Below are 26,401 nucleotides of genomic sequence, written 5' to 3' on the forward strand. Positions count from 1 at the left end.
ATTGGGGCTCTCGCCTTCGTCAGCGATTACAATCGCACGTTTCGGCGCGGCGGACCTGCCCGCGCCGCGGGTCATGAATCGAGGAATCCAGTCAGATGAGGGCCACTTCGGGCGATCTCGTGCTCGTCACCGGGGCATCGGGCTTTGTCGGCTCGGCTGTCGCGCGCGCGGCAATCGAGCGCGGCTTCAAGGTACGCGTGCTCGTACGCGCAACCAGTCCGCGCAAAAACCTTGAAACGCTCGATGCCGAAGTCGTCATAGGCGATATGCGCGACGAGGCATCGATGCGCGCGGCACTCGGCGGCGTGCGGTATCTGTTTCACGTGGCGGCCGATTATCGCCTTTGGGCACCGGACCCCGACGAGATCGAACGCGCGAACCTCGAAGGCACCGAGGCGACGATGCGTGCCGCGCTTGCCTCGGGTGTCGAGCGTATCGTCTATACGAGCAGCGTTGCCACGTTGAAAGTGACGCGCGAAGGACGCATCGCCGACGAAACGGCGCCGCTGCGCGCCGACGAAGCCATTGGCGTCTACAAGCGCAGCAAGGTCCTTGCCGAACGCGCCGTCGAGCGCATGATCGCTGCCGAACGCCTGCCGGCCGTCATCGTCAATCCATCCACGCCGATTGGTCCGCGCGATGTACGGCCGACCCCGACGGGACGGATCATCGTGGAGGCGGCGCTCGGCAAAATTCCCGCATTCGTCGACACGGGGCTGAACCTCGTGCATGTCGACGATGTCGCCACGGGACATTTGCTCGCGCTCGAACACGGGCGCGTTGGAGAGCGTTATATCCTCGGCGGCGAGAACCTGCCGCTTCAGCAAATGCTCGCCGATATCGCCGCACGCACAGGGCGAAAGCCGCCCACGATCAGCCTGCCGCGTTGGCCGCTCTACCCGCTCGCGTTCGGCGCCGAATGTGTCGCGAAGCTCACGCGCCGCGAGCCGTTCGTGACCATCGACGGCCTGAAAATGGCTAAAAACAAAATGTATTTCACGTCCGCGAAGGCCGAGCGGGAGCTTGGCTATCGCGCGCGCCCGTATCGCGAGGGTCTCTACGACGCGCTGGATTGGTTCCGCGCGGCAGGCTATCTCGGCACGTAGCGCACCGGTGGCACGCCGCGCGTTGCGTGCATTTTGTTACAACGTCGATATCGGGCGATGCGGAGATACGCGTAGCGAGCCGGTAAAATCGCGAGTTCTTTCCGGACTATGCCGCGCATGAACCTTCAAGAACAGATCGGCGCACTCGAAGTGCGCGTCGATCAGATCAACGAGCTCAACCGGCTCGCACAAGCCGCGCTCGCCGCCGCAGCGCCCGAAGCCGCAGCCGCCCCGGCTTCGGATCCTGATTCAGACGAAAAGCCTGCGCTGCACGTGAGCCGCCCGTCGCAAAACGCGCTGACGCTCGCTATCGGCGCTCAATCGGTGACATTGCAGCCCGAGCAAATCGGGCAGCTCATCGAAGAGCTCGCGAACGCCCGCGCCTCGATGTCGCCGGAGCCCCCGATGGCGATCCCGCCCGGGTGGCGTTTCGCATCGACAAAAAACCCCGTGATGGCCGTGCAAAAACAGCCGAACGGCGACCGCCTGCTCGTGGCGCGCCACACCGGCCATGGGTGGGTGCCGTTCACGTTTGCGCCGGATGTCGTCGTTCAGCTCTATATGTTGTTGTCGCAGTGAGCCGGCTGAGGCGAACGGTCCCTCAGCGGTCCTGGACCGGTGCCTGCACGCGCGCCTTCCACTGACCGCCCTTACCGCGCCAATAGCGCACAGCCGAGGCAAGCGTTGCACCTACATAAAAAAGTGCGACGAGCGGCAACGCCGGCGCCCAATAAGGCGAGCGGCCGTAGTAACGCAGCATCGGCGCATAGGCGCAGCACATCGCGGCCCACGCGAGCCACGCCGGCCAACCGGGCGCACCGCGCACGAGCGCGATCACGGGCGGGGCGAGATAGATCAGCGCCATCCCCACCAGTGTGCCGGCCAGCAGCCACGGCGAATAACGCAGTTGCGTGAATGCCGTGCGCGCGATCATGTTCCAGATTTCGCGCGGACTATCGTAAGGCCGAAGCGACACGCTTCGCGCCGCCACATCGAGCCGAATCGGATGCCTGCCGCCGCCACGATGCTTGATCCGGGCGGCCAGACTGCAATCGTCGATGAGCTCTGCGCGAATCGACTCGATGCCCCCCGCCTCTTCGAGCGCGTCGCGCCTGACGAGCATGCAGCCTCCGGCCGCCGCCGCGGTCTTGTTGCGCGGATCGTTGACCCATGCGAACGGGTAGAGCTTTGCGAAGAAAAAGACGAATGCCGGAATCAGCGCCTTCTCCCAAAACGAATCGCACCGCAGGCGAACCATCAACGAGACGAGATCGCGCCCTTCGGCCGTTGCACGCGCAACGAGCTGGGCCACGGCATCGGGAGGGTGGCCGATATCCGCATCGGTCAGCAGTAAATACTGCGCGGCAAGCCCCAGCGATTTGACGGCCGCAATGCCTTGCGACTGTGCCCACACTTTGCCCGACCATCCGGCCGGCAGGGCGGCCGCCTCGATGACCGTGAGCCGCTCGGGCCGCCCGAGCGCGAGCGCGGCGGCGCGTGCGGCATCGGCCGTACCATCGGTACTATGATCGTCGACGACGATGACGTGAAAGTCCCCTGCGTATTCCTGCACCAGCAGGGTGCCGATAGCCTGACCGATCACGTCGGCCTCGTTGCGGGCCGGCACGATGGCCACCACGGCCGGCCATTCGGTCAGGGCTTCGAGCTGGCCGGCCGGCAGGAATGCCGGGGGGCGCGTACGCCAAAAACCGCCGCGCGCGAAAAGCAGGACAACCCAGATGACGAGAGAAACGACGGATACGGCGAAAAGCACGGCGTTCATACTCGGCGCTCCAGCTTGCGAGCAACTATATTGATGGTGCGGGCCGGCGAATAGGTCATAGCGATCGAGTCAGCGAATTGTAAGGGTCTCGGCGAGGCTGCCTAGTTTACTGTGGTCGGCGCCGCGCTGCCGTGCGGCGGACCGGGCAGGCTCCGATGGCGCGTCCGTACAACGCGGCCAAGCCAGCTTGGGAGCGTGCATTGGCCGAAACGCGTTAGAATGCGCGTTTTGATTCCTTTGCCGGCTATCACGCCCGCTTTCTAATAATTGGTTGGGTCCGGGCGATTGCGAGCCATGTCGTTGGCTTGGTTCGATACCCCGATTCAGTCGGAGTTCGCCAGAATATGCGAGTCATCCTTGCTCAACCGCGCGGCTTTTGCGCGGGAGTCGTCCGCGCAATCGAGATCGTCGATCGCGCGCTCCAGCGGCACGGTGCGCCCGTTTATGTGCGCCACGAGATCGTCCATAACCGGCACGTGGTGGAAAACCTGCGCAGCAAAGGTGCGCGTTTCGTCGAAGAGCTCGACGAGGTGCCCCATGGCGCGGTGACCGTTTTCAGCGCGCATGGGGTGGCGCAGAAAGTGGAACACGATGCCGAAAGCCGCGGGCTCGACGTGCTCGACGCCACCTGCCCGCTCGTCACGAAGGTTCATGTCCAGGGGCGTCAGTATGTCGCCGCCGGGCGCACGCTGATCCTGATCGGCCATGCCGGACATCCCGAAGTCGAAGGCACGATCGGCCAGATTCCCGGCAAGGTGCTGCTCGTGCAAAGCGAAGCGGAAGTCGCCAAGCTCGAGCTGGCCAACGATACGCCGCTCGCATATGTGACGCAGACGACGCTTTCGGTCGACGATACGCGTGGCATCATCGATGCCTTGATGCGCCGGTTCACCGATATCGTCGGGCCCGACACGCGCGATATTTGCTATGCGACCCAAAACCGCCAGGCCGCGGTGCGGGAGCTCAGCGAGCATGTCGATGTTCTGTTGGTCGTGGGTGCGACCAACAGTTCGAACTCGAACCGCCTGCGCGAAATCGGCGCGGAGAGCGGCGTACCGAGCTATCTCGTGGCGGACGGCTCGGAAGTGAAGCCGGAATGGTTTGCCAACGCGCAAGCCGTCGGTATCACGGCGGGCGCTTCGGCGCCCGAGGAAATGGTCGAACATGTGATCGGCGCCCTGCGCGCGCTTGGCCCAGTCGAAGTATCGACGATGGCCGGCCGCGAGGAAAAAGTCGAATTCAAGCTGCCGTCGAAGCTCGCCGAGCCCGTCGCCGCACGTTAAGTTTAAGGAGGACGCCTTGTCGATCCCGCTTCTTCAGAAGGTCCGCGTGGGCGCTTATATCGCGCGCCAGCATTTCACGGGCAACAAACGCTACCCGCTCGCGCTGATGCTCGAGCCGCTTTTTCGCTGCAATCTCGCATGCAATGGCTGCGGCAAGATCGATTACCCCGATCCGATCCTGAATCAACGGCTGTCGGTCGAGGAATGCCTCGGCGCCGTCGACGAATGCGGCGCGCCGGTCGTCTCGATCGCAGGCGGAGAACCGCTCCTGCATAAGGACATGCCCGAGATCGTCCGCGGCATCATCAAGCGCAAGAAGTTCGTCTATCTCTGCACGAACGCGCTGCTGATGGAAAAGAAGATGGACGATTACCAGCCGAGCCCGTACTTCGTCTGGTCCGTGCACCTGGACGGCGACAAGGCGATGCACGATCACTCGGTCTCGCAAGAAGGCGTGTACGACAAAGCCGTGGCTGCCATTCGCGAGGCCAAGCGCCGCGGCTTTCGGGTCAACATCAACTGCACGCTGTTCAACGACGCTCAACCGGACCGCGTGGCCGCGTTCTTCGATACGGTTGGCCCGATCGGTGTGGACGGCATCACGGTCTCGCCCGGTTACGCTTATGAGCGTGCGCCCGACCAGCAGCACTTTTTGAACCGCGACAAGACGAAGCAACTTTTCCGCGAGATCTTCAAGCGCGGCAGTCGCGGCAAGAACTGGGCGTTCAGCCAATCGGCGCTGTTCCTCGATTTCCTGGCCGGCAACCAGACCTATCACTGCACGCCCTGGGGCAACCCCGCGCGTACGGTATTCGGTTGGCAACGTCCGTGCTACCTCGTTGGCGAGGGATATGCCAAGACGTTCAAGGAACTGATGGAAGAAACGGACTGGGACGCCTACGGCACCGGCAACTACGAGAAGTGCGCCGACTGCATGGTGCATAGCGGCTTCGAAGCGACGGCCGTCATGGACACAGTGGCACATCCGTTGAAGGCGTTGGGCGTCAGCTTGCGTGGGCCGAAGATCGAAGGTGCCTACGCAAAGGACATCCCGCTCGACAAGCAGCGTCCCGCCGAGTACGTGTTCTCGCGGCACGTCGAGATCAAGCTCGAGGAAATCGGTCGCGCGGCGAGCACGAAGAAGACACAGCGGACGGCCCCCGCGCATTAATCGTTTTCATGGCGCGGGCGGTATGCGCGCCTTGAAAACGGTGTTGCGGTTCTATCATCGATAAAAACATAAGCCCCGCGCTCTTATTGCTGAGCGCGGGGCTTATTGCATTTCAAGGCCGATACTTCGGCGCACGGTGAGCTCGCGGCGGTGCCTGATCTAACAGGAAACCCGCCGCCCGCCCCGCCGATCAACGACCGCGATACAGGTCGTCGACGCTCGATTGGGCCCGAGCGATCGAGCTGTGAACCCCACCCGATTGCACGGTTACCGCGGTACCGCCAACGTCGCTCGAGCCTGCGGCTTGTTGTTGGACCGCCGCCGCTTGGACAGGCACGTCGGCGTGTGACGAGGAATCGGCGATTACAGGCCGATAAAACGGTGCCGGGCCGAGGCCGCTTGCGAATGCGGGCGCTGCGAGTGCAGCCGACGTTGCGATCAAAAGACCTGCGATGAGTTTCGATTTCATGATGACCTCCGGTGCTTATCTGGTAACTGGAACGCGTCTCGGTTGGTTCGTTCGACGCGCTGGTTTCGATGTCGACAGGAGGCAGTGTAGGTTTGTGAGCGGCCCGGAAAAAGAGCCGAAAGTTGACAAGACTTTTTTCAAATTTCGAACAATCGTTGCCTATGCAGGTATCGACGACGACGCGCTGACCGGCTCACGGAGCCGGATAGGCTCCGAATCGCCTTCTCAGCAACACGTCCCGGCCCCGGCCCCATATCGCGCGTTCTGCCGCTCCCGAAAGAACGCTTCGTAGCTCATGACAGGCGCATCGGGATGCGTCGCGCGCATGTGATTCACATACGCGTCGTAATCGGGCAAGCCGACCATCAGGCGCAGCGTCTGACCGAGATAACGGCCGGCGCTGCGCAGTTCGCTGAGATTGGAGAACATCGTTTTGTGCCCCGATCACTGAGCGGCGGCGACGGTCTGCCCGATCTGAGGCGCCTGTTCGAACGGCGTTTCCAACGTGCTCGGCCGATCGCTGCGACGAGCGCGCATGATCGCGAGCACGCCGTACACCACCATGCTCAATACGACGACAACGAAAAGCGCACACAACGTCGCGTCGATGTAGTCGTTGAAGATGACACGGCGCATCTGCTCGATCGACTTTGCGGGTGCAAGCACCTTCCCTGCATCCACCGAAGCGCCAAGCTTTGCCGCATGAGCGAGGAAACCCACCCTCGGATCGGCCGAGAAGATCTTCTGCCAGCCCGCAGTCAGCGTACAGACGAGCAACCATGCCGTCGGCACGATCGTGACCCACGCATAACGCTCGCGCTTCATCTTGAACAGCACCACCGTCCCGAGCACCAGAGCAATCGCCGCCAGCATCTGGTTCGATACACCGAAAAGCGGCCAAAGCGTATTGATTCCGCCGAGCGGATCGACCACACCCTGATGGAGGAAGTAGCCCCACGCGGCCACGCATAGCGCCGTCGCAATCAAGTTGGCCGGCAGCGATTCCGTGCGCTTGAGCGCCGGATGGAACGAGCCCAGCAGATCCTGCAACATGAAGCGGCCCGCGCGCGTGCCCGCATCGACGGCCGTCAGAATGAAGAGCGCCTCGAAGAGAATCGCGAAGTGATACCAGAAGGCCATCATCGCCGGACCGCCGATCACGCGATGAAGAATCTGCGCCATGCCGACTGCGAGCGTCGGAGCGCCGCCCGCACGACCGACGATCGTCGTTTCGCCTACCGCGCGTGCCGTCTCCGTCAGCATATCGGGCGTCAGCAAGAAGCCCCAGTGCGTCACTGTCTGTGCGACCGCCTCGGGCGTCGTGCCCAGCAACGCTGCCGGCGCATTCATCGCAAAGTAGACGCCCGGCTCGATCACGCAGGCCGCTACGAGCGCCATGATCGCGACGAGCGATTCCATCAACATCGCGCCGTAACCGATGAAGCGTGCATCGATTTCGTTTTCGAGCAGCTTCGGCGTAGTTCCCGACGCGATCAGCGCATGGAAGCCCGAAACGGCACCGCATGCAATGGTGATGAAGAGGAACGGGAACAGGTTGCCGGACCAGACGGGACCGGTGCCATCGACGAACTTGGTGAACGCCGGCATCTTCATTTCAGGCGCGACGATGAGAATGCCAATGGCGAGACCGAGAATGGTGCCGATCTTCAGGAACGTCGACAAATAATCGCGCGGTGCAAGCAGCAGCCACACGGGCAGGACCGACGATACGCACCCATAGCCAATCAAGATCCACGTGAGCTGCGCGCCGCTGAACGTGAACCACGCGGCGAGCGCCGGCACGTCATGCACATGCTGACCGAACGCGATCGACGCCATCAACGACACGAAGCCGATGATCGAGACTTCGCCGATGCGGCCGGGCCGAATGAAGCGTGTGTAGACGCCCATGAACAACGCGATCGGAATGGTTGCGGCCACCGTGAACGTCCCCCAGGGCGAGTTCGTGAGCGCCTTGACGACGATCAGTGCGAGCACGGCAAGAATGATGATCATGATCAGAAACGCGCCGAACAGCGCGATCACGCCTGGCACCGTTCCCAGCTCCATCTTGACGAGATCGCCGAGCGAGCGACCGTCTCGGCGCGTCGAAATGAAAAGCACCACGAAGTCCTGCACCGCACCCGCAAAGACGACGCCCGCAAGCAGCCAGAGCATCCCCGGCGTGTAGCCCATCTGTGCGGCGAGTACCGGTCCCACGAGCGGGCCGGCGCCGGCAATGGCGGCGAAGTGATGGCCGAACAGCACGAAGCGATGCGTCGGGACGTAATCGAGGCCGTCGTTGTGCTTGACGGCCGGCGTCATCCGGCGCCCGTCTAGCTGCAATACGCGGCTCGCAATGAAACGGCTGTAGAAGCGGTAGGCGATCAGATAAATGCAGACGGCCGCGATGACGACCCACAGCGCACTCACCCGCTCGCCGTGCGCGAGTGCAATGGTGCCGAATGCGTATGCGCCCGCCAGGGCGAGCAGTGACCAGAGCGCAAAGCGCCCGAGCCGATTCGTAGGATTCACGATTGTCTCCTCCTCCGTCGATCCTTATGAAGTTCCGATCCTGCGACCGGCCCGCAGCGGTCAAGCGAGCAAGAGGCATGACGCCCCGATGCGCGTGTAGTATTCAGATTCGCTCTGCCCCTCACAAGCGCATAACTACGTAACAGGGCTAAGTAGTAGTACGTATCAACTGCATGAGCGCCGCACGCGCGCATGCCATCAACGTTTCAGCGATGAAGGTCAAAACCAAAATCTTTCTGCTGGCGATCGTGCCGTTTCTCGTTGCGATAGCGGGTATCGGCATCGGGGTTCGACTGCAAGCGACAGCGCTCGCGAAAGCGCAACATGCAACCGTCGAAGCGGCCTATATGTCGAGCAAGCAGACGGAGTTGCGGCACTACGTGGAACTCGCGACGAGCGCGATCGCGCCGCTTGACGAGGCCGTCGCTCAGGATCCACGCGATGACGAGGCGCTGCGGCATCGCGCCCTGGCCGTACTGCAAAACATGGACTTCGGACCCGACGGCTATTTCTTCGTCTACGACATGGAGGGCAATTCGCTGATGCATCCGCGCGAGCCCGACCTCGTCGGCCGCAATCTTTGGGGGATGCGCGATCCGCAAGGCGCGTTGACCATCCAGGAGCTCATCGCGGCCGCGAAGCACGGCGGCGGCTACGTGCGATACGTCTGGCATCGGCCATCGACGAATCAGCTCGAACCGAAACTGGGCTATGTCGTCTTGCTGCCGCGATGGGGCTGGATGATCGGCACGGGCATCTATCTCGACGGCGTGACTGCCGCCCTCGCACGGATCGACGAAAGTGCATCGGCCAACATCCGGCGCACGATGATGTGGATCGGGGCCATCGCGTTGGCGGGTTTCATCGTCATTGCCGCATGCGCCGTGTTCGTCAACGTCACCGAATATCGCAGCGCCGATGCGAAGCTCAAGCGCCTCGCGCAGCAAGTCGTCGAATCGCAGGAACAAGAGCGCGCCCGGCTCTCGCGAGAATTGCACGACGGCATCAGTCAGAAGCTCGTCTCGGTGAAGCTGCTCGTCGAATCGGCGCTCGCACGCCTCGAATCTGCCGGCCCGCAGCGCGTCGGCGCGTCCGATCCCCAGGCCCCGCTGGCCACCGGCCTCACGCGTCTCGCCGATGCGCTGCGCGAGGTACGCCACATCTCGCATGCACTTCGGCCCGCCATGCTCGACGATCTCGGACTCGCGGCGGCGCTCGAGCAACTGACTCGCGAGCTCGGTGAAGAAGCAGGCATCGATATCGCATTCGTTCGGACTACTGACGACGATGCGGCCCACGCTCGCCTGCTAGGGCTGTCCGAAGGCGTCAATACGGCATTGTTCAGAATCGCTCAGGAAGCGCTCGCCAATATCGTGCGGCACGCACACGCCGCGCATGCGACACTCGCGCTCGATGTGTCCGAGCACGCCGTCGCCCTCTCGATCTCGGACGACGGTCGCGGCTTCGACATCGACCGCGTGCAGGCCGATGCACGCGGCGGCATCGGCCTGCGCAACATGCGCGAGCGGCTCGAGCCGCTCGGCGGCACGTTGACGCTCGCGTCGGAGCCGGGCCGCACAGTCGTCACGGCACGCGTGCCGCTGCCGTCGAAAAAACGTGAATCCCCTTCCCTCGCCTCCCAGAGCCGCACTTCATGACCGCACAGCATCAGTCCATCGCCAATATCATTCTCGTCGACGATCATCCGCTCGTTCGCGACGGCCTGCGCCTGCGGCTCGAAGCGGTACCTGGCCTGCATGTCGTGGGCGAAGCCGGCAACGCGCAAGAAGCGCTCGCGCTGGCGGAAACGTCGAACCCGGATCTCGCATTGATGGATGTCGGCATGAATGGCATGAACGGCATCGTGCTCGCCGGCATCTTTCACGAGCGCTTTCCGGCGGTGCGCGTGCTGATGCTGTCGATGCACGACAACGTCGAGTACGTGACGCAGGCGGTGCGCGCCGGCGCAAGCGGCTATGTACTCAAGGATTCGCCCGCCACCGAGATCGTGCATGCCATCGAGGCGGTGCTGGGCAATCGCACGTTCTTCAGCGCGGGAGTCGCTGCTCGCATGATTCAAGCGAGCGCGCTGCAAACGCCGGTGGAGCGGCTCACGCCGCGCGAGCTGGAGATTCTCGACGCACTGGCGGAAGGTCTCGCGAGCAAGCAGATCGCGGAACGCTACGGTTTATCGGTCCGTACCGTGGAAACGCACCGCCTCAATCTCAAGCGCAAGCTCGAGATCGAGGGGCAAGCGGAATTGATCAAATTCGCGGTCGAGCGGCGTCGCCGCTGAGGCTGCTCACTCGGTCCGCGCGTTATGCTTTTTGAGGAAGTCGATGAGCGCGGGCACGCCGCCTTTTTGCAGTTGCGTCTTGAACTGCCCTTGATAGACCTGGATCAACCAAGCCCCGGACATGTCGATGTCGTAGATTTTCCAGGCGCCGCCGACCTTGCCGAGCCGATAGGCGACCGTCTGGGAGTCGCCCGGCGTGGTCACCGTCGACGTGACGAGCGCATCGTTGCCCGTCGTGGTGCTTTCCTTGAAGCTGAACTTGGCGTCTTGCGTGCCCAGTTGCGCAAGCGAGGCGGCATAGGTGGCCGTCATCAACTTACTGAACTGGTCGACCAGCTCCTTTTGCTGCTCGGGCGTGGCCTGCTTGTACGCCTCGCCGACGGCAATGCGCGTCGTGCGGCCAAAATCGGTCGCCGGAATGAAGTCGTCATTGACGATTTGCTTTATCTTCGTCATGTCTCCGCCGCTGGCGGCGGGGTCCTTCTTCATCGCGTCGACCGTGCCGCGCACCGCATGCTGAACCACGTCGACGGGCGCAGTCTGCGCCTGAGCGGCCAGGCTGACGAACGCAGCCGTGAAAAAAGCGAACAGATGACGTTTCATGGGGAATCGGGTTCGAGTGGAGAAGAAGCCGGAGCCCCAGCGCAGGCGCGTTGCCTGCTCGGGTGTCCGGTGTAGCGGCAGTATACCGAGCGGCGCGGGTCGAGCATCCGTTTGATACAGCTGCTTGCAAACGTATAACTGGCGATACAAGCATCGCGCGTACCCGGGCAGCTTTGGCCGTGCGTCGCGCGCTCGACGCGGCGCGATACCCGTTGGCCGGTATACTTGCTTATTTTGTCGTTTACCCTTTCCGAGCTGGCCGATTCATGCTGATGTCCCTCATCGTTCGCCTCGTTGCCTCGTCGGTGCGCCGCCCGGTCTGGGTCGTCGTGCTTTCGTTGGTGTTGGCGGCCGCAAGCAGCGTCTACATCGCCCGCCATTTTCGGATCAATACCGATATCAGCACGCTGATCGAGAACGATCCCCAATGGTCGGCACTCGGCGACGCCATCGATCGGGCCTTTCCCCAGCGCGGCCAGACGATCCTAGCTGTAGTCGAGGCCCCGGCGCCCGAACTCGCCGACGCCGCGGCCGACGCGCTCGCGACCGGGCTCAAAGCGCCGGCGTATGCAAGCAAGGTGGGCGATGTCTCGCAACCGGGCGGCGGCCCGTTCTTCGAACACAACGGGCTGCTGTTCGTCTCCCCCCGCACGCTGAGCGGCACGACATCGCAGCTGGCCAGCGCCCGCCCGCTCGTCAACACGCTCGCGCACGACCCGAGTCTGACGGGACTCGCCACGACGCTGTCGACCATGCTGGGTCTGCCGCTCGAATCGGGTCAAGTTACGCTGCCTGGACTGACGACCCTTTTTTCGCGCAGCGCGGACACCGTCGATGCGGTCCTCGCCGGCAAACCCGCCGCCTTCTCGTGGCGCGCGCTCGTCGATGCGGACTCCGCTCGCCAGCCGGCTCGCGCCTTCGTCACCGTGGCGCCGGTCGTGAACTATGCGGTGCTGCGGCCCGGCGCCGAGGCCACGGCGGCCATTCGCGCCGCGGCCCGGCAGCTCGAGCTGGAAAAGCGCTTCGGCGCCGTGGTTCGGCTGACCGGGGAACAGCCGCTCGCCGACGAGGAATTCGCTTCGGTCGAAGACGGAGCGCTCGTGAACGGCATCGCGACGCTCGCGGTGGTGCTCGGCATCCTGTGGCTCGCGCTGCGCTCGAAGCGGATGATCCTCGCCGTGTTCGTGACGCTGGCCGTCGGGCTGCCCATTACTGCCGCGCTGGGGCTGTTGATGGTCGGCTCGTTCAACATGATTTCGGTCGCGTTCATGGTGCTGTTCGTCGGTCTCGGTGCCGACTTCGCGATCCAGTACGGCGTCAAATATCGAGAGGAACGCTACCGCGACGAGCGCCTCGATCATGCGCTCGTCGGCACGGCGCATTCGATGGGCGCGCCGTTGACGCTGGCTGCGACGGCCGTCGCCACGAGCTTCTTCGCGTTTCTGCCGACGGCTTATCGCGGCGTGTCCGAACTCGGGCTCATCGCCGGCGTCGGCATGATCGTCGCCTATCTGAGCACGATGACGCTGCTGCCCGCTCTGATCAAGCTGATGGCACCGCCCGGGGAGCCCGCGCGGCCGGGCTTCACGGCGCTCGCACCCATCGACGAGTACCTGCAGGACCATCGCAAGCCGATACTGATCGGCACGCTCGTCGTGGTAATCGGTGCATTGCCGCTGCTCCTGCATCTTCGCTTCGATTTCAATCCGCTGCATCTGAAGGATCCCCACACCGAATCGATGGCGACGCTGCTTTCGCTCAAGGACTCGCCCGAAGCAGCGGTCAACGACGTATCGGTGCTTGCGCCATCGTTGAGCGCCGCGGATGCCGTCGCGGCGCGGCTGACGAATCTGTCCGAGGTCGGGCGCGTAACGACGCTCTCGTCGCTGATTCCCCCCGATCAACCGCAAAAGCTCGCATCGATCGCACAAGCCGCCCAGTCGCTGCTGCCCGCGCTGACGCAGCAGCCGGCTGCGCCGGCGACCGACGCTCAGCGCGTCGCCGCACTCAAGCGCGCCTCCAATCAGCTCTCCTATGCGGCCGAGGATCACCCCGGGCCCGGCGCGGCCGAAGCGAAGCACCTGTCGGCATCGCTCGCACAGCTCGCTGCCGCCGATCCCGCCACGCGCGATCGCGCCGAAGCGGCATTCTCCGTTCCGCTTCGCCTTGCGCTGCGCCAATTGACGATGCTATTGCAGCCTTCGGCGATTACACGACAGACGCTGCCGCCCGAGATGGTTCGCCAGTGGGTTGCCCCGGACGGTCGTGCGCTGGTGCAGATCTCCCCGCGCGTGCCGCCGGGCGTGGACCCCGGCGACGATACGATGCTGCGCCGCTTCGCCAATGCCGTGAAGAAAGCGGAGCCGGGTGCCACGGGCGGCCCAATTTCGATCCTGCATTCGGCCAACACGATCATCAAGGCGTTTCTGCAGGCGGCCGCACTGGCCGTTATCGCGATCACGGTGCTGCTCTGGATCGCCCTGGGCCGCTTCGCCGATGTGTTGCGAACGATGATCCCGCTGCTCGTTTCGGCCATCGTCACGCTGGAGCTCTGCGTGGCTTTCGACATGCCGCTCAATTTCGCCAACATCATTGCGTTGCCGCTGATGCTGGGCGTCGGCGTGGCGTTCAAGGTCTACTTCGTGATGGCGTGGCGCAACGGCCAGACGAGCCTGCTCGCATCGAGCCTCACGCACGCTGTGCTGTTCAGCGCCGCTACGACGGCTGCAGCGTTCGGCAGCCTCTGGCTCTCGCACCATCCCGGCACTGCTAGCATGGGCAGACTGCTCGCGCTCGCGCTTTCGTGTACGCTCATCGGCGCGGTCGTCTTTCAGCCCATATTGATGGGCAGACCGCGCGACGCTCACCCGCCCACAAAAGAACTAGAAGGAATCGATGGATAAGTTGCGGACCCTCCCTGTGGCGCTGGGCGCCGCGATCGTCCTGGCCGGCTGTGCGAGCGCACCGAACCGAACGGCGGGCGATCCGCTCGAGCCGATGAACCGGGCGATCTTTCGCTTCAACGATGCCGTCGACAAAAGCGTGGCCGTGCCGATCGCGAAGGGCTATCAGAAGATCACGCCGCACCCGTTGCGCACGGCCATCAGCAATTTCTTCTCGAATCTGGGCGATTTGACCAACGTGGCCAATGAGTTGCTGCAACTCAGAATTACGGATGCCACTTCGGACCTGATGCGCTTCACGATGAACACCACGTTCGGGGTAGGCGGCCTGATCGACTTCGCGACGCTCGCCCGGCTGCCCAAGCACCATCAGGACTTCGGGCTGACCCTCGGGCGTTGGGGCATCCCCTCCGGACCCTATCTGGTCCTGCCGATCTTCGGTCCCAGCACGTTTCGCGACAGCGTCGGACTCGCCGTCGATGTTCGCTTCAATCCGCTGAACTACGTCGAGCCGGCGGCACGCACTCCGCTTTACATCCTGCAGTTCGTGAGCGTGCGCTCCGACATGCTCGGCGCGACGAACATCCTCGAACAGGCAGCCCTCGACAAATACTCGTTCGTCCGCGACGCCTATCTGCAACAACGGCGCTCACGGACGAACACGGGCGGCGCCGCGGCCGCACCCGCGCTGCCGAACTATGGCGACGAGGGTGAAAGCGATTCGAGCGGCACGACCGCAGCACCCGCTGCCGCGAGCGACGCCGTGCCTTCGGCGCCCGCACCCGCGCCGGCAAGCGGCGTCACCCCCGCTCCGGCCGCGGTCACCCCCGAGCCTGCGGCGCCAGCCAGCGCGCCGCAATCCAAATAGCGGAAAAAGGCGACGTCAGGGCCGCGCGAATGCGGGCCCAAGCGTGCGGCGCGCTTCGGTGAGCGCGGCACGCGCCGCGTGCGCATCGGCGGCCAGCCGGATCATCGCGCCGAGCTGCGAAGGCGCACGTATGAGCGACGCGAGAATCGGGACGAGAGCCGTCGTGCCGTCGTCGCGCAGGCCCGCTGTGGCCGCCTCGGGCAGCGCTCGCCACGCCGGGTCGACGATCGCCCGGCAGGCCATGAACGGCAGGCCGTGCGCGCGCGCCATCCCGGCCGCGATGTGAGACTCCATATCGACAGCCAACGCACCGCGGGCCCGGTTGAGCACGGCCTTTTGTTCGGTGCTCGTCAGCGGTGCCGTGACGGCCGCGAGCACGCCGCACTGCCAGGGCGCGTCGAGCGTCGCGGCAGCAAGCCTCGCGACGATGCGCTCGCGCCAGGCGGGGTCCGTCGGCATGCTACCGTCCGGGCCATCGATGGCATCGGCGACGATCAGCGTACCGGCCCGGAGATCGGCGGCGAGCCCGCCCGCCGTACCGAAGCTGATGACACCCGATGCGCCGCGTGCCAGCGCCGCGGCCAATGCGCGTTCGAGCAAGTCGCTGCGGGCCGCATAGACCGCATGCACACCCTCGCCGCGCGCGATGCGGGCTTCGAATGCCATGCCCGTCACGGCAATCACGGGCAGTGGCGCGTGCGGTTCCATCGTCACATGCCGACAGATACGCGCACCTGCCGGCCGCGCACGAGGTTCCGATAGCGGGCAAGCGCCCATAGCGGAAAGAACTTGCGGTAGCCGTGATAGCGAAGGTAAAAGACGCGCGGAAAGCCGGTCGCGGTAAAACGCGTCTCGTCCCACAAACCGTGCTCGCGCTGCGTGCGCAGCAGGTAGGCCACTCCGCGTTCGACCGCGGGATGCGCGACCGCACCGGCCGCCATGAGCCCAAGGACCGCCCAAGCCGTTTGCGAGGCCGTGCTGAGCGCGCGCTCGTAGCCGCGATAGCCGAGCTTGTAGCTCGTGCCGTCCTCGCCCCAGCCGCCATCGTCGTTCTGGATGGCCGCGAGCCATTGCACGGCGCGGCGGATCCGCGGGTCCTCGTGAGACATGCCGGCCGCGTTGAGCGCACAGAGCGCCGTCCAGGTGCCGTAGATGTAATTCATGCCCCAGCGGCCGTACCAGCTGCCGTCGTCCTCCTGCTCGTCGAGCAAGTAGTCGTAGGCGCGCCGGGCAGGCTCGCTCGCGGCCGGCAACTCGCCCAACTGCGCGAGCATCGACAGGCAACGCCCTGATACGTCGGCCGTCGGCGGATCGAGCAACGCACCGTGGTCGGAGAACGGAATGTTGTTGAGGTGGTAATGCGTGTTCTCGGGCTCGAAGGCGCCCCATCCGCCGTCGCTGCTCTGCATGCCGACCACCCACTCGCGTGCGCGTGCGATCGCCTCGCGGTCCACGTTGGAGCCCGTGAGCTTCGCTGCGCGCTCCATCGCCATGGCAACGACAGCCGTATCGTCGACATCGGGGTAGTGCGGATTCGCATACTGGAATGCCCACCCCCCCGGCCGCACGTTCGGGCGACGCGAGATCCAATCGCCCCGCACATCGAGAATCTGCAGCGGACGCAGCCACTGGATGCCCAGCAACGCCGCCTGCTCGGCGCGCGGCAGCTCCGTCTCCAAGAGCGCATGCGCCGCGAGCGAGGTGTCCCAGACCGGTGACAGACACGGCTGACAGTAAGCCTCGTCGTCGCCGATCACGAGCAGCTTCTCGATCGATGCCCGCGCGATCGCACGGTTCGGATGATCGGGTGGATAACCGAGCGTGTCGTACATCATGACGGCGTTCGCCATCGCCGGGAAAATCGCGCCGAGCCCGTCTTCGCCATTCAGGCGCTCGTCGACGAACGCGACGGCCGCCTCGATCGCACGCTGCCGTGTCGCCTTCGGAAACAATCGGTCGGTCACGCGCAGCACGCTGTCCACGGCACGAAAGAACGCGAACCAGCCCTTGCTTTGATGCGGTGCGCGCGGCAGCAGCCGGGCATCGCCCGGCGCACCGCGAAACAGCTCGTCGATGCGAACGCCACGTGGATTGCGCGCCACCGGACGCCGGGCGTTGAGTACGAGCAACGGCACGATCACCGTGCGAGCCCAATACGAGACCTTGGACAGATGAAACGGAAACCACTGCGGCAACAGCGCGATTTCCACGGGCATCATCGGGACGCCACGCCAGGGCATCACGCCATACAGCGCAAGCAGGATGCGCGTGAAGACATTGACGGCTTCGGCCCCGCCCGCGGCCAGAATCGCGCGACGCGCGCGCTGCATGTGATCCGCGCTCTCGGGTTCACCCGCCATTTTCAGCGCGAAATAAGCTTTCACGCTGGCGCTGATATCGAGCGCGCCATCCGTGAAAAGCGGCCAGCCGCCGTCGTCGAGCTGAATCCGGCGCAAGTAGCGCACGATCTTGCGTTCGAGTTCTGCGTTCGGCGTCTCGCCGAGGTAATGGACGAGCAGGATGTATTCGGCGGGAATCGTCGCATCGGCTTCGAGCTCGTAGACCCAATGGCCGTCAGGGCGCTGATCGGCCAGGATCGCATCGGTCGCGCGCGAAATCGCGCTCTCCAGCGCATCGTCCCCGGGTGCCGCGCGCGTGGCATCGAGCGCGGCAACGGCGGTATGTGCTGAGGAAAAATCGTTCATCGGCATGTATACGTTTGATTGAGAAGCGCTCATGTCGCCCCGTTGCGCTTTGTGCGGTGTGCTTCCGCTCGCCCGGATTTAAAAGAGCGCGTACCGGGCGACGATCCACATGAGCCGCAGGCGTGGCTTGGACACCGGCGTGCGCGGCACGTCGAACCCGCGTTCGAGCGTGCGCTCGAGCAGGAACCGATAGACGCCCGACATGATCCGTGGCGCCCGCACGACTTTCTTCGGGGCGGCGTCCATGATCGCATCGGCTCGACCGAAGTGGTCAAGGGCACGCTCGGCCAACGTCGCGCAGACGCGCGGCAGCGATGGATCGTCCGCGATCGCGAGCGGATTCGCGGCCGCGATGCCTTCCCGCGCCAACAGCTCGCGCGGCAGATAACAGCGATTGATCGCGGCGTCTTCGTCGATATCGCGCAGGATGTTCGTCAACTGCAATGCCCGGCCGAGATGGTACGACAGGGCCCTTCCCGGCTCCTCCTGCATGCCGAAAATCCGCACCGAGAGCCGCCCCGCGGCACTCGCGACGCGGTCACAGTAAAGATCGAGCGTGGCTTCGTCGGGCGCACAGATATCGGCGGCCGCATCCATCGCCATGCCGTCGATCATCGCGTGAAAATCCTCGCGTTGCAGATCGAACGTGCGGATATGACGCGTCAGCGCGGCGAGCGACGGCCGCGGCGTGCCCGCGTAACAGGCGTCGATATCGTTGCGCCATCGTCCAAGAGCGGCGCTGCGTTCCGCGCGCGGCGCGTCGCTGTCCGCGATGTCGTCGACCGCCCGGCAAAATGCGTAGACCTGATACATCGCATCGCGTTGCGGCGCAGGCAGAATGCGCATCGCGAGATAAAACGAGCTGCTCGAGGTGACGGCGGCGGCGTCGGTTTCGGATTCGTCCACGACGAGATTTGAAACAGCCAAGGCGAACTCCGCTGTGGCGCCCTCCCGGGCGATTGAAAGTCGATACCCCACGCGGCGTGCCGTTAAGGCACCACGCGGCGTCATCGGCCCGCGCGATCAGCCGCAATGCGCCGGCGGGAGTGCCGGAAACGCGCCAAAGTATATCAACCTTTTTTGGGGCCCGTCAGGCCAGCGCGACCGAGCGGTTGCGCCCTTGCCGTTTGGCGCTGTAAAGCGCCGCATCGGCCTCGTTGATGAGGACTTCGTAGCCCGGCAGGCCGGGGCGCGCAGCGGCACCGCCGACACTGGCGGTCACGGGCACGCGCATGCCTTCGGCTTCCACGGGCGTATCGCAGATCGTGGTCCGGATTTTTTCGGCGACGATCATGGCATCGGCAAGCGGCGTGCAGGGCAACAGCAGCGCGAATTCTTCGCCGCCGAAACGCCCGAAGATGTCCTGCGCGCGCAATGCATCGGCCACCCGCTGCGCCATCACGCGCAGCACGGTATCGCCCACGGCGTGCCCGAACCGGTCGTTGATGTCCTTGAAATGATCTAGATCGAAGAGCAGCACCGAAAGCTCTCCGCCGTAGCGCTGCCAGCGCGCAAATTCGTCGCGCAGCCGCGCTTCGAAAAAGCGCCGGTTCGCGATGCCCGTCAGACCGTCGCGGTTCGCATACTCGCGCAGCTTGACGACGGCCTCCTCGCGCTCGCGTTGCATCACGCTCACATTCGTGACGTCGGAAATCGTCACGCACACCGCGACGACTTCGCGCCCGCGCGTAAGCGGCATGAACGTGCAATCCTGCTGCATGAAATCGACCCCGCCGGTGATGGGCCGGTCGTGGTCGAACTTGAACAGATAGGGGCGCTGCTCCCAGGAGCTGAAGGCGAAGCTGCCGAGCTGAAAGACGCTCTCCACCTTGCGCGTGAGCCAGACGCGCGGCAGTTCGGGAAAACTATCGAAGACCGACTTGCCGACGACTTGTTCGGCCGGCAATCCGCTGTGGTCCTGCATGAAGCGATTCCACATCAGTACCTTCATCGTGCGATCGAGCACGAAGATGCCGAAGTCCACCCGCTCGATGACGAGATCGCTGAGAGACTGCTCCATCACTTGATTCATAGGCTGGACAGGATCGCATTGAGCGCCTCGTTCATGCGGCGAATGGATTCTTCGGCCATCAGCATGACGAGATGGGCGCGGAACGTCTTATCTTCGAGCGAGAAATTGACTTCGAGCAGCAGTGCCGTCCGCCAGGCCAGCACGTCGGCATGGAAGACGTCTTCGAGCGCGAGCTTTTCGCCGAGCAGCCCGGGCGCCGAGAAGATCGGCGTGCGATCGAGCTGATTCATGATGCACGACACGCACGCACCGGTCAGCACGTTCGCCACATCGAACATCAACTCGGTCTGGCTGACCGATTCATATGCCGAATGAACGTAAGGGTCATTGACGAGTGCGCATAGACTGCCGACGCCGCTGCTGCGGCAGATGACGAGCGCCTCGCCTTTGATGTCCGACCGAAAACCCTGACGCACGGCGATGACATGCTCGTCGATGCCGGTCATGTCGCGCAGCGTGCGCGCCGCATCCTCGACTCGCACCACCCTCACCCGCGGCACGGACAGCTCGATGAACGTATCGAGCAGCGTCGCGAGGCGCGTGGCGGCCTGGCCCATCGCCAGATTGGCGATTTCCTGCAATGCGTCGCGCTGGTCTTCGGTCAGAACGGTCTCACGCATACAAGCCGTACTCCTTGAGGATCGGCAGCAAGGCCTCGGGGGTCACGGGCTTGGCGACGAACGCGGCGGCGCCGAGCGCGCGAACGCGCTCCTGCGCAAGAGGTTGCACGTCTGCCGACACCACGATCACGAAGGTATTGAGGTCCTCGTGCTGCAAGGCCTCGAGTACCTGATAGCCGTTCATGTCGGGCATCGTGAGGTCGAGGAACATGACCGACGCTTTGCCCGCCCGATAAAGCGCGAGCGCCTCGCGGCCGTTCGATGCATAGGTGATGTCGACGTCCCAGTCGTCCGGCAAGGCTTTCGTCAGAACCTTGCGGGCAAGCAGGGAGTCATCGGCGATCACAATCGGCAAGGGCATGGCAGGCGTGACGAAAAGGCGGATCAATCTACACCGAGTTAACGGCGGCTCGGAAACCTTCTTTAGCGAGAGGGCGAGCTCAGGTCGGCAGGCTGCGAGCGCGCGGCGAGCAGCGCGCTTTCCGGACGGACCGGAAGAGGCGCCGCGGCGGCTCCGCGCACGCGTATGGCGGCGAAGCAGGCATGCCTCACAGGTGCGTCCCCCCCGCAGGACGCGTGTTTTCTCGTAAAAGTGAGCCAAATTCTCTTGGCAAACAGACGGAAAATCAACTCCCCCAGTTTTGGCAGAACGATGAAACGTCGCAGCATTTATCAATGTGAAGAAATGGAAGGGACATATTTCGCTAATATTGCGTGGATTATTCTTTTGTGTACGTTTGCGCTTCCGATTTCGTCGCTGTTTTCGTCGGCCGAAAGGTCGACGAGCCTCATAAATGTAACGGAGCACACGTTAGGCAGCGATTCAAGTCGCTTATGATTGGAATCAGGCAACCTATCCCTCCTTGGATCTCTCGACCATGACGCGTCACCGGCGCGACGCACCGGCAGCGAACCCGACGCCTTCGAGTTGGCAGGAAGAGTCGTCGTACCCGAGCGTCCCCGAGCCCGACTTCGCGGGCCGGCGCACCACGCTGATCGTCATGCTCGGAGCGGCGATCGTCCTGCCGTGCGTCTATGCGGCGGCCGTGGCCTATTCGGATTTCCGCACCGGTGTCGCTCGGGCGACCGACGCTGCGGTGCGCACCGTGCGCATCGCCGAGGAACACGCGCTCAAGGTTTTCGATCTGAACGAAACGCTCGATGCCCGCGTGGACGACCTCGTGCACGGGCTCGACGACAGCCAGGTGCGCGCCCGCGAAGCATACATCCACGACAGTCTCGTCAAAATCGGAGGCGGCTATCCGCAGGTGGGCTCGATTTCGATCTTCGGGCCCGACGGGCTGCTCCTCGCGAACAGCCGCTATTACCCCGCGCCGCTCGCGTCGATCGCCGGGCGCGACGATTTCGTGGGCATTCGGGGCGGGCAGATTCTCGAGCATGTCTCGAAGGTCATGGTCTGGCATGCCGGCAGCGGCGAGGCGGTATTCAATACGGGCATTGCCCGGCGCCTGCCCGACGGCAAGTTCGGCGGCCTCGTTTCTGTCGCGCTGCGGCGTTCGTACTTCGAATCGTTTTACCGGGAACTGCTTGGCTCGGAGAGCCGCGCGCTCACGATCTCGCTGATGCGCTCGGACGGCGCGGTGCTGGCGTCGTACCCGCAGTCGAGCGAGGCCGCCCCGCCGCCGGCGTTTGCTTCCGCGCTCCAACGCGGCACCAAGGCGGGTGTGATTCGAGTCGGTCATTCGCCGGAGACCGGTCACGGCGAGATTCTTGCGTTCCGGCGCGTCGGCGCCTACCCGGTATATGTCTCGTGCGCGTATAGCGGTGCGGCGATTTGGGCAGACTGGTCGCACCGCGTTGCCGTGCTTGCTGTATCGATTTTCGTTCCATCCATCGTCCTTTGGTTCGTTCTCGGCCTATCGTTACGACGTCTTTCGGCCGAAGAAGAAGCGTGGACGCGCTGGCAAGCCGAAGCTTCGATGCGGCGCTCCATCGAAACGGCGTACCGGCAGTCGCGCAAGATGGAGGCGTTGGGCAACCTCGTCGGCACGGTCGCGCACGACTTCAACAACCTGCTGATGATTGTTGCCACCAACGTCCAGATCGCGCGGCGCCGCGGGTCCGCCCAGATCGAAAGCGAACTCGGTGCGATCGAGCGCGCGCTCAAAAGCGGCCAATCTCTCACGCGCCAGTTGCTCGGCGTCGCGCGCAAACAACCGCTGCGCAGCGAGACGATCGATCTGGCGCGTTGGATCGCAGCCAGCCGCGAATTCCTGCATGCATCGCTCGGCGCGAAGGTCAGTCTCGTCATCGACATCGCCAACCCGATTTGGCCTATCGAGGTCGACATCGCCGAACTCGAGCTTGCGCTGATCAATATTGCCGTCAATGCGCGAGACGCGATGCCGAACGGCGGGCAGTTCACGATTCGCGCGCATGACATTCGCCTCGAGCGCGAAAGCGGGTTCGCGCTTACTGGCGAATTCGTGGTCGTGACACTCGAAGACACCGGAACGGGAATGTCGCCGGAAGTCCTTGCTCACGCATTCGAGCCGCTTTATACGACGAAACCGCAGGGCATGGGTACGGGGCTCGGATTGCCGCAAGTCTTCGCATTTTGCGAGCGTTCAGGCGGACTCGCGACGATCGATAGCACGTTGGGCGTCGGGACATCCGTACGACTGTATTTGCCGCGCTCCACCGCCACGCCGGCCGAGCCCGCTCTTGACTCGCCGCGCTCCGGAAGCGCAGAGGGCAGCAGCGGTCTGCGCATTTTGCTCGTCGAAGATAACGACGAGGTCGCCGCTGGCACCGAAGCCTTGCTGCGCATGATGGGGCATGACGTCACCTGCCTATTCAATGCGGATGCCGCACTGCAACTCATCGGGCACCCCACGACGCCGGCATTCGATGTCGTCATTTCGGACATCCATATGCCGGGTACCCGCAATGGCCTCGATCTAGCGGAGTCGGCGCAGTCGCTCGTGCCCCCGCTGCCCGTCATTCTTGTGACGGGTTATGCGCAAGAACTCGAACGCGCGCGGAATGTCCGCGTACGCGTGCTGTCAAAACCTTTCGATATCGCCCTGCTCGACGCGATGCTGCAGACCATCCGGCGAGAACGGGAAGAACACGCCCCAGCGGCGGGCAAGGCGAGTTGAGCGGGGCCGGCCCATTATTTGCAACAATTAATGTGCCGTGACTAAAAGTCGATAGGGGGAGCGCATCATGCAGCACACGGTCATTGCATTTTTCGATACGTACGCCGGGGCGGAGGAAGCTCGCGACGCATTGGTCGTCCAGGGAATCGCCCGGACGTCTATTACGCTGCAAGCGCGTTGTGAGCCGACGTACGCCACCGACGCCACAACGGTTGTCGAGCCGCCGCATGTCGACGAAGGGCTGCTCGCGAGCATCGAGCGATTCTTCGAATCGCTTTTCGCGAGCGAGCCGCCACGGCGCGAAACGACTCAATACGCCGAAGCCGTGCGCCGGGGGGCTGTCATGCTGAGCGTGGATGTCGTCGATGACGCGCAATGCGAGGCGGTTCGCGCCGCCCTCGCCGCGCGCAACCCGATGGACATCGAAGAACGGGCTGCCACGTGGTGCGCCCCGGCCGACGAGGTGGCGCGGGAGCGCTCGCCGCTCGAGGAACTCGGTTTTCGGCGAAACCCCACCGTGACCACGCGCGGCAGGGTGCACAGTTTCGCGCGAAAAGAGCAAGCCGCGGAGCCGTCCGGCCCGGCAGCAGCCAAGGACGTGGCCGCGAGCGAGGCAGACGCCATGGCCGTTGCCGCGGGCGCTGCCCCCGGTATGGGCGCGGTGTTCGCTGGACGGCGCGACGAGGCGCGGGCACAAGATGCCGGCACGCCTTCCGGTGCGGCCGTCACGCCAGCAGCGCCAAGCGCTTCACCGTCGTCTGTACCCGACGAGTACCTGCAGGAGGAAGAGCATTTTCACGGCAGCGAGCGCGACGATCGATAGCGGTCGCTAGCACGCGACGCACGATCAATGCTTCGCCGTCTGGCGTTGCACCCAGGCGGCGAAGCGATCGACGAACCCTTGCAGGAACTTGCGCGTGCTCTCGTTGGCGATATTCCCCGACGCGTCGAAAAAGTCTTCGGTGTGCTTGAGGAATATTTCGGGCTGGCCCATCGTGGGCACGTCGAGATACGCGAGCACGTTGCGTAGATGCTGTTGTGCGAGCGCCGTACCCGTCGCACCGACAGAGATACCGCAAACGGCCGCGGGTTTGTCCTTCCACGAGTTGTGTCCCCATGGACGCGAGCCCCAATCGATCGCGTTTTTGAGTACGCCAGGCATCGAACGGTTGTACTCAGGCGTCACGAACAAGAGCCCATCTGCTGCTTCTATCCGCTGCTTGAATTCGCGCGCGACTGGCGGGAAGTCCGCATCGTAGTCCTGCGAATAAAGCGGCAACACGCCGAGATCCAGGTACGAGAACGTCATCTCCGAGCCTGCGAGCCGGGCGAGCGCCTGCGCCAGTTGCTTGTTGAACGAATCCCGGCGCAGACTGCCCACCACCACTTCGATTCGATAAGCCATCAAGTCGCTCCTTGCACATTGAGAGGCGCCGCCCCAGGTACCTCCGGGACGACGAGCTTTCCATGATAGTCGCCCATGTGTCGAACCAGCGGCCAATTTATGCGCAGCCCAGTCAGATGGCAGCGGGCTCTGGGTTTCAGGCCGCCTTTCCACAACCTTTTCCACAGAATCTGTGGATAACTTCGGTTTCCCGCTCCCCGCTTACCGATCGTCACAATCATGACGTTTGGATGACGACGGCGTCCGGCGTCCGTCCCAGCACTGCCGGCTGTAAGGCAGATCAACCGAACAATGCACGGACCGCCTCGGGCGGTCGCCCGATGACGGCTTTACCGTTGCGCGTCACGATCGGCCGCTGGAGCAAGATGGGATGACCCGCAAGCGCGGCGAAAAGAGCATCGTCGTCGAGCGAAGCGTCCGCGAGTCCGAGTTCGTCGTACACGGGCTCCGTATCGCGAATCATGTCGCGAACCCGCCCGCCGAGCATGCGATGAAGCGCTTTCAATTCGTCCACACTGAGCGGTTCCTTCAGGTATTCGACGATGCGCACCGGCTCCCCGGAGGTATTCAACGTACTGTCGATCAGTTCGCAGGTGGAACGTGACTTCGAACAGCGCGTGTTGTGATAGATGGTGATCATGGATAAACAGCTCCTGCCTGAACGTTGGAAATATTCGGTCGTGATTCTACGAAACGCGGAACCGCCGCGGTAGCGCAGCTTAGTGGATGTGCTCCGGAAATACTGGCGATGCTTCGAGCGAGGAGCCTGCTAGGGGGCGGCAGGACGGCCGGGAGTTGTTAGGGAATAAGTTGCTCTTCGTCGAATTCAACATATTTTTATTTTTTGTCGAACGCATCTCGATGACGCAGTAATGAGCTGGCTCCGGATTGGGTTCGCGGCTTATGGACTGTAAGACCGTGGCGCTGGAAGGGATTGTGGAAGGTGCCTGCTCGGCGCAGGTTTGCTGACGGCCATCTCTGACGAGATTACGGGCCACTCGGCGAGGCGAGCGCAACGTCTCGTTGTCATTTGGCACCGGCAACCGTCCGCGGGAACCGAGAACTTTATGCGCATAAAGCGTCGGCCCCTTTGCCGCTCCCCGGGAAGGAGTGTGAAAAGCGCGATCACCACGGGGCGCGAGCCACGGCGGCCCGTGCGCGATGGGGCGTTAAGAAGCGGACGTCATTCCGATCCAGCGATAGGTGCCCTGATGCAGGTGTGGTCCGTTGATCCACAAAACATTTTCGGGCGACGCAATTGCGCCCAAGCATTCGACGCTGCCTCGGGGAGCGCGTTCGGCGCGGGGCTCGCGCCAGACAGACCTAGACCCATGAGACGCTAGCCACAGTCCTGAATTGTTCCGATCGGCTCTCGGCTCTCGGCTCTCGGCTCTCGGCTCTCGGCTCTCGGCTCTCGGCTCTCGGCTCTCGGCTCTCGGCTCTCGGCTCTCGGCTCTCGGCTCTCGGCTCTCGGCTCTCGGCTCTCGGCTCTCGGCTCTC

At 63.9% G+C, this 26,401-nt stretch carries 23 protein-coding genes; 10 read left to right on the plus strand and 13 right to left on the minus strand.

What is annotated here, in order from left to right:
• Positions 1–95: 95 nt before the first annotated feature.
• Positions 96–1,106 (plus strand): hopanoid-associated sugar epimerase, encoded by a 1,011-nt coding sequence (gene hpnA / locus ACO1XS_RS14785; protein WP_481579610.1) that lies wholly within the window; start codon positions 96–98, stop codon positions 1,104–1,106.
• 117 nt (positions 1,107–1,223) lie between these two features.
• A complete protein-coding gene (locus ACO1XS_RS14790) occupies positions 1,224–1,685 on the plus strand; it encodes a hypothetical protein (protein WP_331569115.1) in 462 nt (153 codons plus the stop codon).
• Between the two features lie 22 nt (positions 1,686–1,707).
• Here ACO1XS_RS14790 and ACO1XS_RS14795 read toward each other — a convergent pair whose 3' ends face one another.
• Entirely contained in the window at positions 1,708–2,889 is a 1,182-nt protein-coding gene (locus ACO1XS_RS14795) for a glycosyltransferase (RefSeq protein ID WP_331569113.1), read from the minus strand.
• A gap of 344 nt (positions 2,890–3,233) precedes the next feature.
• On the opposite strand from ACO1XS_RS14795, the gene ispH reads away from it, so the two are divergent.
• Complete coding sequence (gene ispH, locus ACO1XS_RS14800; protein WP_331569111.1) at positions 3,234–4,172, plus strand: 4-hydroxy-3-methylbut-2-enyl diphosphate reductase; 939 nt, start codon at positions 3,234–3,236, stop codon at positions 4,170–4,172.
• A 16-nt stretch (positions 4,173–4,188) separates the two neighbouring features.
• Positions 4,189–5,343 (plus strand): adenosyl-hopene transferase HpnH, encoded by a 1,155-nt coding sequence (gene hpnH / locus ACO1XS_RS14805; RefSeq protein WP_331569109.1) that lies wholly within the window; start codon positions 4,189–4,191, stop codon positions 5,341–5,343.
• Positions 5,344–5,533: 190 nt separating this feature from the next.
• On the opposite strand, the gene ACO1XS_RS14810 is transcribed toward hpnH, so the two are convergent.
• The 3 genes from ACO1XS_RS14810 to ACO1XS_RS14820 form a co-directional block, all read right to left on the minus strand.
• Entirely contained in the window at positions 5,534–5,812 is a 279-nt protein-coding gene (locus ACO1XS_RS14810; protein WP_440558798.1) for a hypothetical protein, read from the minus strand.
• Between the two features lie 225 nt (positions 5,813–6,037).
• Positions 6,038–6,241 carry a YbdD/YjiX family protein gene (locus tag ACO1XS_RS14815; protein ID WP_331569105.1) on the minus strand — a complete coding sequence of 68 codons (204 nt, stop codon included), beginning with the start codon at positions 6,239–6,241 and terminating at the stop codon, positions 6,038–6,040.
• 15 nt (positions 6,242–6,256) lie between these two features.
• Positions 6,257–8,347, minus strand: coding sequence for a carbon starvation CstA family protein (locus tag ACO1XS_RS14820; RefSeq protein WP_486391041.1), 2,091 nt, complete (start codon positions 8,345–8,347; stop codon positions 6,257–6,259).
• A 212-nt stretch (positions 8,348–8,559) separates the two neighbouring features.
• Here ACO1XS_RS14820 and ACO1XS_RS14825 point away from each other — a divergent pair, with 212 nt between their 5' ends.
• Positions 8,560–10,005 (plus strand): cache domain-containing protein, encoded by a 1,446-nt coding sequence (locus ACO1XS_RS14825; RefSeq protein ID WP_331569174.1) that lies wholly within the window; start codon positions 8,560–8,562, stop codon positions 10,003–10,005.
• Positions 10,002–10,643, plus strand: a complete 642-nt coding sequence (locus ACO1XS_RS14830) for a response regulator transcription factor (protein ID WP_331569101.1) — start codon at positions 10,002–10,004, stop codon at positions 10,641–10,643. Before ACO1XS_RS14825 ends, ACO1XS_RS14830 begins: the two co-directional genes overlap by 4 nt.
• Before the next feature lie 6 nt (positions 10,644–10,649).
• On the opposite strand, the gene ACO1XS_RS14835 is transcribed toward ACO1XS_RS14830, so the two are convergent.
• Positions 10,650–11,246, minus strand: a complete 597-nt coding sequence (locus ACO1XS_RS14835; RefSeq protein WP_331569099.1) for an MlaC/ttg2D family ABC transporter substrate-binding protein — start codon at positions 11,244–11,246, stop codon at positions 10,650–10,652.
• Positions 11,247–11,512: 266 nt separating this feature from the next.
• On the opposite strand from ACO1XS_RS14835, the gene hpnN reads away from it, so the two are divergent.
• Both hpnN and ACO1XS_RS14845 read left to right on the plus strand, forming a co-directional pair.
• The gene (hpnN, locus tag ACO1XS_RS14840; RefSeq protein WP_331569097.1) at positions 11,513–14,149 is read left to right on the plus strand and encodes a hopanoid transporter HpnN; all 2,637 of its coding nucleotides are present in this window, start codon (positions 11,513–11,515) and stop codon (positions 14,147–14,149) included.
• The gene (locus tag ACO1XS_RS14845; RefSeq protein ID WP_486391042.1) at positions 14,142–15,017 is read left to right on the plus strand and encodes an MlaA family lipoprotein; all 876 of its coding nucleotides are present in this window, start codon (positions 14,142–14,144) and stop codon (positions 15,015–15,017) included. The genes hpnN and ACO1XS_RS14845 overlap by 8 nt, the downstream gene beginning before the upstream one ends.
• A gap of 15 nt (positions 15,018–15,032) precedes the next feature.
• Here ACO1XS_RS14845 and ACO1XS_RS14850 read toward each other — a convergent pair whose 3' ends face one another.
• From ACO1XS_RS14850 to ACO1XS_RS14875, 6 genes are all read right to left on the minus strand, one after another.
• Positions 15,033–15,725 carry a phosphorylase gene (locus ACO1XS_RS14850; protein ID WP_486391043.1) on the minus strand — a complete coding sequence of 231 codons (693 nt, stop codon included), beginning with the start codon at positions 15,723–15,725 and terminating at the stop codon, positions 15,033–15,035.
• A gap of 2 nt (positions 15,726–15,727) precedes the next feature.
• The gene (gene shc / locus ACO1XS_RS14855; protein ID WP_486391044.1) at positions 15,728–17,722 is read right to left on the minus strand and encodes a squalene--hopene cyclase; all 1,995 of its coding nucleotides are present in this window, start codon (positions 17,720–17,722) and stop codon (positions 15,728–15,730) included.
• A gap of 78 nt (positions 17,723–17,800) precedes the next feature.
• Positions 17,801–18,649 (minus strand): presqualene diphosphate synthase HpnD, encoded by an 849-nt coding sequence (gene hpnD / locus ACO1XS_RS14860; protein ID WP_486391045.1) that lies wholly within the window; start codon positions 18,647–18,649, stop codon positions 17,801–17,803.
• 163 nt (positions 18,650–18,812) lie between these two features.
• Positions 18,813–19,742, minus strand: coding sequence for a sensor domain-containing diguanylate cyclase (locus ACO1XS_RS14865; protein WP_414720223.1), 930 nt, complete (start codon positions 19,740–19,742; stop codon positions 18,813–18,815).
• 8 nt (positions 19,743–19,750) lie between these two features.
• Positions 19,751–20,374, minus strand: coding sequence for a chemotaxis protein CheC (locus ACO1XS_RS14870; protein ID WP_331569088.1), 624 nt, complete (start codon positions 20,372–20,374; stop codon positions 19,751–19,753).
• Entirely contained in the window at positions 20,367–20,735 is a 369-nt protein-coding gene (locus ACO1XS_RS14875; RefSeq protein ID WP_331569086.1) for a response regulator, read from the minus strand. The genes ACO1XS_RS14870 and ACO1XS_RS14875 overlap by 8 nt, the downstream gene beginning before the upstream one ends.
• Before the next feature lie 517 nt (positions 20,736–21,252).
• Between ACO1XS_RS14875 and ACO1XS_RS14880 the strand changes: the two genes are divergently transcribed.
• Positions 21,253–23,496, plus strand: a complete 2,244-nt coding sequence (locus ACO1XS_RS14880) for a hybrid sensor histidine kinase/response regulator (protein WP_331569083.1) — start codon at positions 21,253–21,255, stop codon at positions 23,494–23,496.
• A 67-nt stretch (positions 23,497–23,563) separates the two neighbouring features.
• Positions 23,564–24,319, plus strand: a complete 756-nt coding sequence (locus ACO1XS_RS14885; RefSeq protein ID WP_331569081.1) for a hypothetical protein — start codon at positions 23,564–23,566, stop codon at positions 24,317–24,319.
• 24 nt (positions 24,320–24,343) lie between these two features.
• Here ACO1XS_RS14885 and ACO1XS_RS14890 read toward each other — a convergent pair whose 3' ends face one another.
• Both ACO1XS_RS14890 and arsC read right to left on the minus strand, forming a co-directional pair.
• A complete protein-coding gene (locus tag ACO1XS_RS14890; protein WP_331569079.1) occupies positions 24,344–24,901 on the minus strand; it encodes an NADPH-dependent FMN reductase in 558 nt (185 codons plus the stop codon).
• A gap of 280 nt (positions 24,902–25,181) precedes the next feature.
• Positions 25,182–25,541 carry an arsenate reductase (glutaredoxin) gene (gene arsC, locus ACO1XS_RS14895; protein WP_486391046.1) on the minus strand — a complete coding sequence of 120 codons (360 nt, stop codon included), beginning with the start codon at positions 25,539–25,541 and terminating at the stop codon, positions 25,182–25,184.
• Positions 25,542–26,401 lie beyond the last annotated feature (860 nt).

It is taken from the genome of Trinickia sp., from assembly GCF_057351765.1.